The sequence below is a fragment of the Desulfonatronovibrio magnus genome (genome assembly GCF_000934755.1).
In the GTDB taxonomy this organism is placed as follows: Bacteria; Desulfobacterota; Desulfovibrionia; order Desulfovibrionales; family Desulfonatronovibrionaceae; genus Desulfonatronovibrio; species Desulfonatronovibrio magnus.
Map to the genome: position 1 here is coordinate 90,120 of NZ_KN882175.1, position 13,688 is coordinate 103,807.

Annotated in this window: 10 protein-coding genes; 3 read left to right on the forward strand and 7 right to left on the reverse strand. The window is 45.8% G+C overall.

The features are described from left to right. Positions 1 to 373: 373 nt before the first annotated feature. Together LZ23_RS12395 and LZ23_RS12400 are read right to left on the reverse strand one after the other, a co-directional pair. On the reverse strand, positions 374 to 823 hold the full coding sequence (locus tag LZ23_RS12395) for a cytochrome c maturation protein CcmE (protein ID WP_045214650.1): 450 nt from the start codon (positions 821 to 823) through the stop codon (positions 374 to 376). A 166-nt stretch (positions 824 to 989) separates the two neighbouring features. Then, positions 990 to 2,030, reverse strand: a complete 1,041-nt coding sequence (locus tag LZ23_RS12400; RefSeq protein WP_045214652.1) for a hemolysin family protein — start codon at positions 2,028 to 2,030, stop codon at positions 990 to 992. A 331-nt stretch (positions 2,031 to 2,361) separates the two neighbouring features. On the opposite strand from LZ23_RS12400, the gene LZ23_RS12405 reads away from it, so the two are divergent. The 3 genes from LZ23_RS12405 to LZ23_RS12415 are packed head-to-tail and all read left to right on the forward strand — an operon-like array spanning position 2,362 to position 4,995. Beyond that, the gene (locus LZ23_RS12405; RefSeq protein WP_045214654.1) at positions 2,362 to 2,952 is read left to right on the forward strand and encodes a D-glycero-alpha-D-manno-heptose-1,7-bisphosphate 7-phosphatase; all 591 of its coding nucleotides are present in this window, start codon (positions 2,362 to 2,364) and stop codon (positions 2,950 to 2,952) included. A 29-nt stretch (positions 2,953 to 2,981) separates the two neighbouring features. Next, the gene (locus LZ23_RS12410) at positions 2,982 to 4,010 is read left to right on the forward strand and encodes a glycosyltransferase family 9 protein (RefSeq protein WP_045214655.1); all 1,029 of its coding nucleotides are present in this window, start codon (positions 2,982 to 2,984) and stop codon (positions 4,008 to 4,010) included. Beyond that, positions 4,003 to 4,995 carry a glycosyltransferase family 9 protein gene (locus LZ23_RS12415; protein WP_052507351.1) on the forward strand — a complete coding sequence of 331 codons (993 nt, stop codon included), beginning with the start codon at positions 4,003 to 4,005 and terminating at the stop codon, positions 4,993 to 4,995. Before LZ23_RS12410 ends, LZ23_RS12415 begins: the two co-directional genes overlap by 8 nt. A 27-nt stretch (positions 4,996 to 5,022) precedes the next feature. Here the strand turns inward: LZ23_RS12415 and LZ23_RS12420 are convergent, their stop codons facing one another. From LZ23_RS12420 to LZ23_RS12445, 5 genes are all read right to left on the reverse strand, one after another. Further along, entirely contained in the window at positions 5,023 to 6,783 is a 1,761-nt protein-coding gene (locus LZ23_RS12420; protein WP_045214659.1) for an ATP-binding protein, read from the reverse strand. A 601-nt stretch (positions 6,784 to 7,384) separates the two neighbouring features. Beyond that, positions 7,385 to 8,080: a PD-(D/E)XK nuclease domain-containing protein gene (locus LZ23_RS24705; RefSeq protein ID WP_045214662.1), complete on the reverse strand. Its 696-nt coding sequence runs from the start codon at positions 8,078 to 8,080 to the stop codon at positions 7,385 to 7,387. Next, on the reverse strand, positions 8,070 to 9,119 hold the full coding sequence (locus LZ23_RS24710) for an AAA family ATPase (protein WP_045214664.1): 1,050 nt from the start codon (positions 9,117 to 9,119) through the stop codon (positions 8,070 to 8,072). Before LZ23_RS24710 ends, LZ23_RS24705 begins: the two co-directional genes overlap by 11 nt. Before the next feature lie 117 nt (positions 9,120 to 9,236). Then, positions 9,237 to 11,042, reverse strand: a complete 1,806-nt coding sequence (locus LZ23_RS12440; protein ID WP_045214665.1) for an AAA family ATPase — start codon at positions 11,040 to 11,042, stop codon at positions 9,237 to 9,239. A 732-nt stretch (positions 11,043 to 11,774) separates the two neighbouring features. Continuing rightward, positions 11,775 to 13,616, reverse strand: coding sequence for a UbiD family decarboxylase (locus tag LZ23_RS12445; RefSeq protein ID WP_045214667.1), 1,842 nt, complete (start codon positions 13,614 to 13,616; stop codon positions 11,775 to 11,777). Positions 13,617 to 13,688: the final 72 nt, after the last annotated feature.

Below are 13,688 nucleotides of genomic sequence, written 5' to 3' on the forward strand. Positions count from 1 at the left end.
TATAAAAAAGATTGATGCTGCATTGGTTCCTTGTAAAGATTTGCTTTACTGAAACAATTTACTCAGCGAGGGACAGTCCCCCTCCGGGCTGTAAGCCTCCGGGCAGGAAGCTGTGTCAGGCGCAAAGTTCCCATCCTTGACGGAACTTTTCTGGCTAATGTGCATCAATCATAAGCAAAAAACGTAAAAAAGTGCAAACTCTAACTATCTGATTTAGCTACTCATTTGGATTTAGTTACTTAAAAAAAATACCAAACAGTATATAATAAATAAAAAAAGGATGGAATAAACTCCATCCTTTTTGAAACAATATCATTAATTATAAGATGAAAGCTCTGTATCTATTAACAACATTAAAGCAAACAAAATCTAACTAATAAGGGACACTGTCCGGATGCTCTCCAGCCTGATAACCGCCATCTGCTTCATACTTTGAAGCACACTTGGTCATAAGGGTAGAAGCCATAAACATATTCTCTCCGGAGTTTATGCCTCCTTCAACAATAACCTCAACACCCGGAGCAAAAAGATCCGGGATTGCTCCGGTGTATCTGACCCTTATAATCTGACGGGCATCCTCTTTATCATGCAAGTTGAAAGTCACTCCCAGTGCGTCAGCATCACGCTCGAGATCAGCCTGGCCCACCATGCCGAAAAGTCTTGCTCGATCAAGCCTGTCCACATCCATGGCCAATGCCTCAGATACTTCAAGGAAATAGGTGCTGTTCTGACTGATACTGGTAACTATCAAATAGCCTACACCTGAAAAAATCAGACAGAAGGCCACAAGATACATCATTTTGGGGCTTTTTTTGCGAGTCATAAAGATACCTCACTAATAATATCATTGCAAAAATCTGCACTATATATCAGGTTAGCGATGGTGCACCTGACTTCTGACTGAACTGACCACTAAATGATCAACAGATAGTTATACTAATCACAAATAGCCCAATATTCAATAGTTAATTTTCGACACAAATAGTATTTTATTGTTGCCTTTTGTCGATTAGCTGTCGTCTGCGCTGTCTGGCCAGTTCTCGCATATCCACCACTTCATCGGTCTCGTCAACTATTTCCTTGCCCAAAATTTCTTCAAGTACATCCTCAAGAGTGACCAGACCGGCAATACCACCGTACTCATCAATCACAATAAATAAATGCAGTCGTGATTCAAGAAACTTTATCAGCAAACGCTCCAGGTTCATGATTTCAACCACAAAATTTGCCGGACGCATCAAACTTTCCAGCCTGACATTATTCTGATCATTAGCCAGGGCTTCAAGAACTTCTCTTCTGTAGACGACTCCAACAATTTCTTCAGGATCATTGTTTTCATATACTGGTATCCGGCTATGTGGCCAGACAGTCTTGTGCTTTCTTGCTTCAGAAACAGTCATATGCGCCGGGAGGGAAAAAATAACCATCCTTGGTGTCATGATATCCTTGACCATTTTTTTGTCTAACGAAAGAATATTCTGGATGGACATCTCCTCGTAAGGCTTTATGTTGCCGGACTTTCTGGTCATGCTGATCATGGCCAGCAAATCTTCTTCCGAGGCTCCTGGAGAGTGCTTCCTTTTCTCAATCAGGGAAATAATCTTTCTGCATATATATATAATTGGAGCAAGGAACCAGACGAGAAATCTGAGCGGCTCGGCAATGAGAATTGCAATTTTGCGATTGTAGATCACTCCAAGAGTTTTGGGAATGATTTCTGAAAAAATAAGTATTGTAAGAGTAAAGACTATTGTAAAATAAACAAGATTTTGAGCACCGAAGACATGAGCCGCTGCTGCACCGGCGACTGCCGCACCTGCCGTATTGGCAATGGTGTTAAGAGTGAGGATGGCGGCAATGGGCTGGTCTACTTTTGAACGTAGATTATAGAGCACAAATCCAGCTTTGCGCTTTTCCTTTTTAAGTCTCTCAATGTAGCTCCAGGGTACGGAGTACAATGCGGCTTCAGCTATGGAACAAAATGCTGAAATAATCACCGCCAGGGAGAAGGCTATTATCAGCTCCCACATAAGAATTTTATATTAGCAGCAAGATTTAATAGTGGCAAGCATAAAGATAAGAGGCTTTTCAGCTTAATTTTGTTTTCCATTTCCTGGTCATTCCCGCCATAGCAGCTCTGGACTACATTTTTGTTTTATTATAACACTACAGCGACACTTTGCGCAAATTATCGCCCCGGCCACCGGGGACAGGCACTTTTGCCGACCTCAAACGGTAAAACAGGCGGACTATCCGGCGACAAAAGAGCCAGCCCCCTTCCAGCTTAAAAAAAGTGTCGCTGCAGTGATAAAAAACACGCTCAGAACGGTGATCAATACACTTACCTCAAGGAGACTTTACTTGCAAATCACAAACATCTTTCTGGATCGGGATGGAACCATCATTGAAGATAAACATTACCTGTGCAGTCCGGAGAAAATATCCTTCATCCCGGGCGCTCTGCAGATTTTGAGATCCATGGTTGAGCATGGCCTGAAGATTTTTCTTGTCACCAACCAAAGTGGCATCGGGAGGCAATACTTTACAGAATTCCAGTACTTCGAGGTACATAACCAGTTATTGAACTTACTTAAACAATATGGAATAGAGCTGACTGGTTCCACTTACTGTCCTCACAGGCCGGACGATAATTGTCCATGTCGCAAACCTGAGACTGGCATGTGGACTGCCCTGGCAGAAAAACATAAGTTAGACTGTGAACAGTCAATAATCATCGGAGATAAAGTTTCAGACATTGATATGGGATATAATGCCGGTTTCAAAAGTGGAATACTTGTATTAACCGGACATGGAAAGAAAGCCCTCTCACATTACAATGCTGTCTACAATAAAGACAAATGGTATTATCTTCGGCAGGATCAGAACTTCCCAATTATTGCAGCGCAGGATCTTGGAGATGCCTGGAACTGGATTCGATCAAGGTATGAATAACATGAGCTGTCAACCCCAGGATCAGCCACATGACCTATAAACGTATAGGGGTCTGGCAGACCGCGTTTCTTGGAGACACGATCCTGACCCTGCCTTTGCTGCAGACCCTTAAATCCAGCTACCCAGGTTCAGAAATTCATTTCTTTGTAAGAAAAGGCTTAAAAACCCTGTTTGAAAATCAGGCAAGCCTCATTGTTCATGAGTTTGATAAGCATGGACAGGACAAGGGTTTTTCAGGCATTATAAACGTGTCCAATAAAATCAGGAAAATCGGACTGGACCTGTGGATTTCTCCGCATACCAGCTTCAGAAGCGCCTGCGTCTGTTTTTTTTCCAGACCAGGCTTAAGCATTGGATACAGTCAGCCTTTCTTCAACAACTTAATCTATCACAAAACAATTGATCGGCGTTTTCATGACTTGGAAGAAATTGAGCGTCTTTTGCGTCTTGTAAAACCTCTAAACATAAACGCAAAAGAACACTGGCCCCAAATCACTTTATCAGAAAATGATATCAAGCTGGCCCTGGAATGGCGAAAAGAAAATATCTCCGGCAAAGCAATAGGCATTCACCCAGGGTCCACATGGCCCACCAAAATGTGGCCCCTGGAATATTTTGCTCAGTCCATAAATTTGGCCATGAAACTGCCTGATACTCAAATTGTTATGTTTGCAGGTCCAGGTGAAAGTACACTCGTCCAAAACATAATCAGCAAGACTGACAAACCTGATAAAATTATTAATCTCGCCGGACAGTTAAGCCTTGCACAGCTTGCAGCCCGCATAGGACTTTTAGACTGTTATCTGACAAACGACTCCGGTCCCATGCACCTGGCCTGGCCTCAAAATGTCCCTGTAGTGGCCATTTTCGGACCAACAACAAAAGACCTTGGGTTCTTTCCCAGGGGCCCCCAATGTCATATACTTGAATACCCACTGCCATGCAGGCCCTGTGGACTGCATGGACATAAATCCTGCCCACAGAAACATCATGAGTGCATGAAAAAAATTCTGCCGGAAACAGTTTTTGCAAAAATAAAGGAAATACTTGGTGTCTAAAACTTACTTGACTGTACGTCTCAGTTCACTTGGAGATGTTCTTCTGACTACTGGTGTAATGGCCTACTGGCACAAAATTAGACGATACCGTTTTATCATGCTGACCAGAGCTGGTTTTGCTGATCTTTTTAGAGGTCATCCAGCTGTTGAGAGGGTGATTCCAGTCCAACAGAATGATTTAAGTCTGATGCAGTGGTGGGATTTATGTCATATTCTGAAAAAAAAATATCAATCAATGGAAATCATTGATCTGCATGGCAATTTAAGGACCATGCTTTTAAAACATATCTGGCCTCAACAAACTCATACATATGCAAAACTTTCATTTTATCGCAGACTTTTTGCCTTAACAGGCATAAAAATAGCCGGAAAAAAACTGCTTCAAAACAATATACCTCAGCGCTATGCCACAGCACTTGAGAGTTTTCCACCTGACCCTTCTGAAACAACTCCCAGAATATATCTTTCAAATACAGAACTGCTTCAGGCAGAACAAACCCTGAAAAACGTTTCCGGCACTGAGGGTGTTATTGCCATCCATCCCTATGCAACTCACGAGACAAAAACCTGGCCCAGGCAAAACTGGAAGACTCTTACATCCAGTCTGGACCAGGCGAAAATTCCATGGATCATAATAGGCCGGAGCCTGAATCCATTATATCCAGGAGATATGAGAGATCTGACCAACAAAACAGATATAAGGCAGGCTGCCTCCATAATAAAAAAATGTTCAGCCCTTGTAACAGCTGATTCCGGCCCCATGCATATTGGTTCGTCAACAGGCACGCCAGTAATCGCCCTGTTCGGACCCACAAGCAGGGAATGGGGTTTTTATCCCTGTGGACCAGATGATGTTGTGCTGGAAAAAAAACTGCCATGCAGGCCTTGTTCCCTGCATGGCAGATCAAAAATTAAATGCGGGGTCAAGTGCATGGAGAATATCCAGACAGAAGAAGTGATGATTGCAATAAAACGAATTTTATGACAGGGTTTCAGGAGTAAGCCCCTAACCTCACCCATCCCCCAACCATCGCTCATCGGATGTCCAGGCCATATCATGCGCCTTTAGAAAATCCAGCGCCTCAGCCGTGAATCCGGTCAGGGAGAACACGATGTACACGGATTTGGGCACGGGTTCCAGTTCTTTCAGCAATTCTATTTTTTTAAGAAATCCCTCAGCTTCGGCCTTAGAAAATTTCTTGGTGTCCCGGTATTTCACCTCCCCGATGATGGCATACTCCCCTGCCCCGGCCCTTGCGAAAACATCAATGAGCAGGTCCGGTTTTTCAATGGGCGACGACCGGTAGGTCCAGACGCTTTCGTAATCAACGAAGCGAAAATCTTCCGGCAGGTTTGCGGTCATGGCATTGAACGTCTCGTTGTCCCGGAAGGCATGAAAACGGAGCCGGTTGATGATCAGGAACTCGGCATACGCGCCCTTCATACGGTTCAAACGGCCGAGCAGCTGGTGGTATTTGCGTTGATATTCGTCCAAGAGTGCTTTGTATTCGTTGCGAATGTCCTTTTCGTCAAAGGCTTCGATTTCTTTTTGATAAACACTCCGAAAGACCTTGTCGAAAATGTTGTCTTCCACCCCCTGATACTCGAAATTGCTGGCTCCTTCCTCAATGATGTCGCCTTTAACCAGAGCGTGGAGCTTTTTTTCCAGCTCGTAATCCGTCATGCTTAAATCCAGCTTTTCCAAAAGCTCTTTCCGGGTCACCTGACGCTCCCGATTTTTGCACAGATACAGGACGATCTTTTTGGCGTTCTGTTCGTTCACCCGGGAAAACACCGAATGCACGTATTCCATCCAGGTGTTGCGGATATTGCCCTTCTTGTGCCGGGTTTCATATTCCATGACCGCAAGCAGGCCGTCCGGGGTAGCCAGATCCGGTTCCGGACAGGTGGTGGTGAACAAGGCGCTGACGTAAAAGGGGTTGCCCTCGCTGAGTTCCGCGATCATCATGGAGGTTTGTTCGGTGACGGGCATCTCATACATCTGCGCATACTTGAAGACCATCTCGATGGTTTCATCCATGGGCATGTTGTCGTAGCCATATTCGATGAACCGCCCGGGCAGCATCATCATCAGATCGTGGCGCAACCACCCAACCCAGCTTCCGGAAACAATCAACGGAGCGTTTCGGTATTCAGCCGTGCGCATGTAGCCGGCGGCAAAATCGCTAGCCCGACTGGTTTTGCCTTCGTCCCAATAGATCTCACTGTTCAGAAACTGAAATTCATCGATGATCTGCACAATGCATTCGTTTTGGCGGTCGGCGATATTCACTGGAGCTTCTCGTACGATATCCCAGAGATGATCCACATGGCGGCTTCGCAATACGGCCTCGACACCGTGAATCGACTCTGCCAGATAATCCAGACCTTCCATCTGGACAATTTCCAATGCCTTGGAAAAATCCGATCTTCTTGCCGCGGTCAAGAGGATGTATTCGGGTTTGCGTGTCTTGAATGCAATATACTGATAGAGAAATTGCACATAAAAGTCCCAACAGAAATCCACCGCCCATTTGCTGCCCTCGCCAAGCTCGTAATAAAACGGAATCACCCCGTCGTTCTTCTCGTAAGTAAGGTTGTAGAGGCGTTGCAGGAAAGCCGTCTTGCCGGTTTTTCGGCGGGACACAATAGCAGTACTTTTGGAGATTCCTTTTTTGATGCCGTTGATCCATTTCAGAAACCAGTCCAGTTCCTTTTTCCGGCCCGTGAAAAGGTCCGGATTGCCGATTTTTTCTTTAAGGTATGTTTTCAAGTTCTGTCTCCTTTTGGTTTTCATGCCACAGAACGTTTATCCGGAATTTTGCCGTTTGAATAACGGTATCTGTTTAGCGCTTACAAGTAACTACAATCGTTTTGCCAATAAAATCAGATGTTTACATTTTTCACATTTATACGGTTTTTGCTCATGATTGATGCACATTTGCCAGAAAAGTTCCGTCAAAGATGAGAACTTTACGCCTGGCACAGCTTCCTGCCCGGAGGCTTACAGCCCGGAGGGGGACTGTCCCTCGCTGTGTAAATTTTACCATTAAAGCAAATTTCTTCCAGGAACCAATGCAGTATCCTTCTTATTTATAGTACCTCGCGGGGACTGTCCCAATTTCCAGAAAAGTGACAGACTCTTAAAGTTACTCGCAGGTTCGGTCCTGGTCCGCCCAGGTGAGGATCTTTTAAGGAAAGCAGGGGACAGGCACTCCGGGACCCACTTGAGCATCAATTTGTGTTCAAAACTCATTCTTTGGGATAAGTGGTCCCGGAAAAGCCAGTCCCCCTCCGGGCTGTATGCCTCCGGGCAGGAAGCCATGCCACATCCAAAGCGCTAAACAGATACGAATAACGCTGTAACTAAGTGTTCAACGAATCATACTGTTGAGCTTAAACACCCGCCAGTCCTGATTGCCCATACAGTAAATCACATACTGAGAAATTTTGGCCTTCGGATATTCCTGACGCAGGCCTTCCACATAGCCAGCTACTTGCTCAGTGTCTTCAGGCTGCAGGGTAAACTCTTCAATGGTTGTCTTGAACTTCCTGAACTCCGCGTTGGAGTAGTACTTGAACTCGATGACCATGCGGATGCCTGCAAAACATTCGTTGTATTTGCCAACAAATTCAAGATCTGTTCGCCCTTTGGGATACGAGCGCTCCACGTTCCAGGCAAACCACGGGGAAAGGTGGCGGCTGCACAGCTCAAAAAAGGTGGTGCGGTAAAAGTTTTCGTTGACCTGCTGGAAAATGACTTCCGGGAGCTGTGCGACGTAGCGCTCCCAATAGGCCCCGAACAGGGCTTCAAGGTCCAGATCCTGGGTGAAGCGACGCATGGCCTGGCTATATCCGGTGGAAACATCGATGCTGTGCAGCTCGTTGAAGTATTCCGTAAATATTTTGCGCATATTCAGGTTAGGCAGCCTGAGAAGAAAGGCATCCTGTTTGGTGAGCATGCCCAGGTAGTAGAACGAGACGGGGAAAAAGCTTTTCTCGAAAAACTGGGACATGTTGAATTTGGCGGTCAGGAAATTTCTGTCGTAGTCTATGGTGTTATGCAGCATCAATTGATCCACGAACCCCTTGGTCAGCCCCGGATTGGAACCAGTGATCCGCCGCACCCACTCCAGGTCCGTCTTCAGGTTCATGTCCGTGAGATATTCCGGATATTCTGTGCCGGGTAAAATAATCCAGAAAGTAGATGAGAATGGTGGAGTTGTACACTGGTTCGCCGTCCGTGCGGATGAAGTGGTAACCGTTATACTGGTTCTTGATCAGGGCGTCGGTTTCCCCGCGCGTGACCGGATCCATCCCGTAATCCTGGTACACCTCGTCCAGAAGCCTGTTCACCTCGCCCTGGGTGAAGCCCAGCATGTTCTCGTAGGTAGGATCAAGGGTGATGAACGTGGCCACATTATAACCCGAGGCAAGCTCGTCAATGGTGATGGGCAGCACCCCTGTGATGAATACGTTCTGGATGGTCCGGCTTTTGCGGCCCTCCTTGAGGGTCTTGAAAAAGGTCTTCAAAAAGCCCTCGTCGTCCATCAGTTCCTGGAACAGGCGGTCCTTGTGCCGGACAATGAGCTGATTGGCGAAGTTGTCGTACTCGTCGATGATCACAAATAGAGGAGGAAGATTTCTTCCCTGCACTGCATTGAGAACACGTCGGAGGTTAGATGTAGCTGACTGCTCATGATCGATAATTACAGACTGCTCAAACCATTGACGAGAGGTGTTAACCAGGAGCTCGAGCTTAAGGTTGCAAACCTGATCAAAATCCTTAGCGATGGCTTCAATTCCACCTCTTGGTTCGATTGTGGAAAAATCCAGGTGCAGCACGAAGCACGAATTATGCAAATCCGTAGGATTACGCCCGATCCAGGTGTGGCCGAAGAGTTCCTCAAACCGGTGTTTGCGGCGAATGTCGTAGTAACATTCCAGCATGGTGCAGAGCAGGGACTTGCCAAAACGTCGCGGCCGGAGAAAAACCGGGTTATTAACTTGTTCCAATTTTGCAATGTATTCCGTCTTGTCAACAAAATAACCTTTTTCTTCCACCATGGCCTCGTAACTGGCCTCGGCATAAAGTACGCGCTTCTTCATGATTGCCTCCGCTGCAAGTCCATCATCAAAGTTCCGTTCAGGCAGATCTTAACAATGTGCTGCCAGGTGCTGCTCCTTTTGGCTATGCATGTTGTGTAACCTTGATCCTTCATATCATTACCCTGCTGCACACTTCAAACCTCTCTCTCCATCTCCCATCACCTCTTCCATATACACCAACTCCCAGCCGTGAAACACAATAATGGCCTTTTTAAGACGCACCTGCCCATAAGGGGCGAGGGACAGCATCTTGTGCAGATGCTCGTTATCAGCGTAGCGTGCAAGCTGTTTGCGGCTCATGGAAATTTTTTCCTGCAATCGTTTCTCGAGCTTTCTTTTATCGTCGGTTCGGGGAATGTATTTGAACTCAAGCAGATAGGCATAGCCGATGTCCCGGTACTTGATGCAAAACGGCTTGAGGACGATATCCGCATAGCCTTTGTTCAGTTCCTCTTCAGAAAGAGAAATGTAAAAATCGCAGATTCCAAGATAGGCCAGGAAAAAAGCCTGAATAACCTTTTCTCCCTGGATGTAATCCCGCACCCGGGTCTGCCGATTGATCTCCGAGGCCAAAAATTCGAACACCGGCTTGAACTCGCCCCTGTAGGCAAGTTTGCGGAACTTGTCCCGAAGATGATACATGTCCACAGCAAAAACATCCACATCCTCGTAAGACTCCCGGATGTATTCGTACATCATGGTCCGGATCGCCTCGTTGGGGATAGTCAGAACAGGGTCTCCCTCCTGGTACTCGCCCTTGAAGGTCAGCAGCCCGAAAAAATAGAGCAGGGAAATAAAATTGCTCGAATCGGCCAGTTTTTCATATGGAAAGCTTTTGGTGATGTCGGAGACGATACTTCCATTTTCGATGATCTCCTTCAATCGGCTGAAATTACCGTTCAGATCCTGGTCCAAAACGATCAAATGCCTCAGCTTACCATAATCCATCCGGAGGTTGTCGTCGATCAGGTAATCGGGGACATGATTCTTGTTCATGGATTTCCCCATGAAATAGAGAATTGCGTCCGTATTGAAGACTTTGTTCGAGGCTCTTTTGGAAAAGCGGTAGCCGCCGTACCATTTTTGCATCACCTGCAACGCTTCCTGCTCATCCAAATGAAACAAGCCCCGAGAACTGTAATACTCCATGATCTCTCGCACATCTTTGTCCGTAAACCCCAGAGCTTCATGGAATTCCTCATCCATGGACACGTTGTTGCCCACATTGAACCCGCTGGTCACATCATCCATGGTCACCGGGGAAACACCGGTGATGAACATCCTGGCCAGTCCGGCTCCACTACCCGAAGCCATGGCTTTCAAGTTGGTGAAGAATTGCTTGAAATATCCTGCCTCTCTGACAATCTTCCGGTACTCAAGCGGACCGTATTCCGCCAGGAGCGTATTCGTGAAGTTGTCATATTCATCGATCAGCAGGTAGATCTTGAGATCGCTTTCAGCCAGCTCCGACATCAGGACATGCAACTTCTCATGTGCCGTCCTCTCAATATCCATTTTTTTGATCAGAGTGTCAGGAAGATATTTTGCATACTTTGAAACAAATGTGTTCAGCTTTATGGTGCAATAATTGTTGAAATCCTCCTGAACTTTATCCTTATCCTTGATAACGGCGGAAAAGTTAAAATCCAGGACCATATACTTTCCCCGTTCCGGAGTGGGATTGTTCAGGATCCATGTGTCACGAAAGAATTCCTCGAAACGATCATCCTTGGCAATGTCATAGTAGGAATGGAGCATGGACAAAAAAAGGGTTTTGCCGAATCGCCGCGGGCGGATCAGAAAAATATGAGGGCTTTTCTCGACAATGGGAATAAACACCGTCTTATCCACATAGTAATCATTCTGGGCATTGACCGCCTCGAAATCTCCTTTCCCGTAAGGGATTCTTTTTATGTCCTGCATGGTTTATCTCTTTGTTCTTTCTTGTAACTTCAAATAAACTGGCCCCCGGATCAAGTCCGGGGTGACGGTTAAAGCAAACTATTACTCTTTGTCGTCATTCCGACGAAAGCCGGAATCCAAATTTTTTCTTGTTCCCAGGCTCCAGCCAAAAATGTTATAGTTTAACCCATTTTATAGTAAGCTCCTCCCCCGGGCGGCCCGGGACCAAACCTGCGAGTAGCTGAAAAAAACAGCCTTAGCACGTTAGAGATTGCCGCGCTCGAAGACTCGCTCGCAATGACACCTGAGCTGTCAGGGATGTAGTTGGTCAAAACCTGTCACCCACGAGGGAGCCTAAACGACCGAAGCAATCTGTATGGTAAAACCATAATGACCTGAATTTATTGCAGATATGATTCCAGTTACTTGTAAGCTCCTCACCTGGGCGGACCAGGACCGAACGTGTGAGTAACTTTACGAGTCTGTCACTTTTCTGAAAATTGGGACAGTCCCCGCGAGGTACTATAAAAAAGATTGATACTGCATTGGTTCCTGGAAAAAATTTGCTTAAATGAAAAAATTTACACAGCGAGGGACAGTCCCTGTGCCAGGCGCAAAGCTCTCATCTTTGACGGAACTTTTCTGGTAATTGAGAATCAATCATATGTAAAAATCTTAAAATTGTGAAAACTATAAACGTCTGATTTTGTTGATAATTTGGTTTTAGTTACTTAGAAGCAGGGGACAGGCATATCAGATAATACCATAAAGGGGTTGCCCCTTGGCTCCGAGACTGTCCACTCTCTTCTCCACATCAGGGTCATCTTCCAGTACTGGAGGATGGTAAGGCTTAAGTCTGCCATCAATAACTATTCCCATGGTAGCCCCAAAATGCTTGCAATGAACAAATTCTCCTATACCATAAATATCTGTTGCAGGATCTGATCTGGTAAAAACTACCCACAAAAAATTATTCCATAAAGAAGCAGCAAAGTCAGCATCATCTACAACAGTCACTAGCGGAAAACCATCTATACCCGGGGTATGATAAAGTTGTTCTGCAAGTTGTCTCAATACAGGATCTTGGGTATCTCGTTTTTGAGTGCTCACCGGACCTTCAATCAACAGTATACCTGGAGCCATAAATCTTATTTTTCCAAATCCTTCAGGAAGACTCATGTTTTTAGGTAAACGACTGCTTAGATTTCTTTTGATATTACCGGCAGCAGCCATGACAAGCTTGGATCCCTGGTTAAGGCTGATTCCGGAGTAATCAAGAGTATCCATGGTAGTTCTGGTAATAAAGTGCATATCCCTTGAAAAATCCAGCCTCTTGAGCATATGATTGAAAAAACATGGAATATTCTTGGCTGAAAGCCCTGCATCGTCTTCCAGAGCAGCGATAAACAGATACTTTGATAAAGAGGTCTGACTCTGACCCAATAGATTCATAGCACAGGTCAAAAGCTCCTGAGGCTGCCTCTCTCGGGCGTAAGGAACATAGCTCTCCCGACCCACTGCGAGAAGCAAAGGATGTACTCCGGCTGCATCTACAGCATGCACTTCGTGGACACCGCTGAATACAGTTGGAATAAGCTGATGTGTCAATTCATGGATCAAAGTGCCGAAAACAGTATCCTCCTGGGGAGGTCTGCCCACTGTGGTAAAAGGCCAGACCGCATCGGGACGATGATGCACCTGCTCAACCATCATGACTGGAAATTCATGCTTCAAACTGTAATAGCCAAGATGATCCCCAAAGGGTCCTTCAAGTTTCTCACCACCCGGCAGTATATAACCCGAAATGCAGAAGTCAGCCTCTGCAGGTACAGGCAGACCATTAGCTGCTCTGACCATTTTCATCCGATGCCCGCCCAGTGCTCCAGCAAAAATTATTTCAGGCACATTTTCCGGCAAAGGCATTACCGCAGACAATGTCATGGCCGGAGAACCGCCGATAAAAACATTTACTTTCAAAGGCTTTCCCATTTTAAGAGCCAGCTGATGATGATGCCCGATCCCTCTGTGAATTTGATAATGCAGTCCGACTTCTTTATTCATTTCAAAATCGTTGCCAGTCAGCTGCACCCTGTACATGCCGATATTAGAAGCCATCAGACCAGGCCTGTCCGGGTTTTCAGTGTAGACTTGAGGTAGAGTTACATAGGCGCCTCCGTCCTTAGGCCATGATACCAGTCCGGGAAGTTTGGAAATGGCAGTCTGTCTCTGAATTACAGGTCCCTTTCGGACCATGGCGGGCAACACCCTGGCTAACATGGGAAGTACATCAAAATACTTCCAGGGAGCTTTTATGAAAAGCATAGGGTCGATTTTGAGCTTGAAAAGATTATCCATGGTTTTCAGGGTATCGCGAAATATAAACCTGGCTCTTTCCATGGTTCCAAACATGTTGGCCAGCATGGGGAAAGACGTACCCTTGACATCGGTAAATAAGAGTGCCGGGCCCTGATGCTGATAAACCCGACGCTGTATAGCGCCAATTTCAATATATGGATCAACTTCTTTGCTGATCCTGACAAGATCGCCCCGTGCCTCCAAGTCTTTAATGCATTGTCTGGTATTTTGGTAACCCATATTCTGTACTCCGTGGATTAAAATTACTTGCCACCAATAGTTTAATGGTTTAAATTTTCGTACTTAGTTATC

Coding starts and splice junctions, on each gene's coding strand:
- LZ23_RS12410 (WP_045214655.1), top strand. CDS start 2,982: ATGACCTATAAACGTATAGGGGTCTGGCAGACCGCGTTTCTTGGAGAC.
- LZ23_RS12400 (WP_045214652.1), bottom strand. CDS start 2,030: ATGTGGGAGCTGATAATAGCCTTCTCCCTGGCGGTGATTATTTCAGCA.
- LZ23_RS24710 (WP_045214664.1), bottom strand. CDS start 9,119: ATGAAGAAGCGCGTACTTTATGCCGAGGCCAGTTACGAGGCCATGGTG.
- LZ23_RS12440 (WP_045214665.1), bottom strand. CDS start 11,042: ATGCAGGACATAAAAAGAATCCCTTACGGGAAAGGAGATTTCGAGGCG.
- LZ23_RS24705 (WP_045214662.1), bottom strand. CDS start 8,080: ATGCTGCATAACACCATAGACTACGACAGAAATTTCCTGACCGCCAAA.
- LZ23_RS12445 (WP_045214667.1), bottom strand. CDS start 13,616: ATGGGTTACCAAAATACCAGACAATGCATTAAAGACTTGGAGGCACGG.
- LZ23_RS12395 (WP_045214650.1), bottom strand. CDS start 823: ATGACTCGCAAAAAAAGCCCCAAAATGATGTATCTTGTGGCCTTCTGT.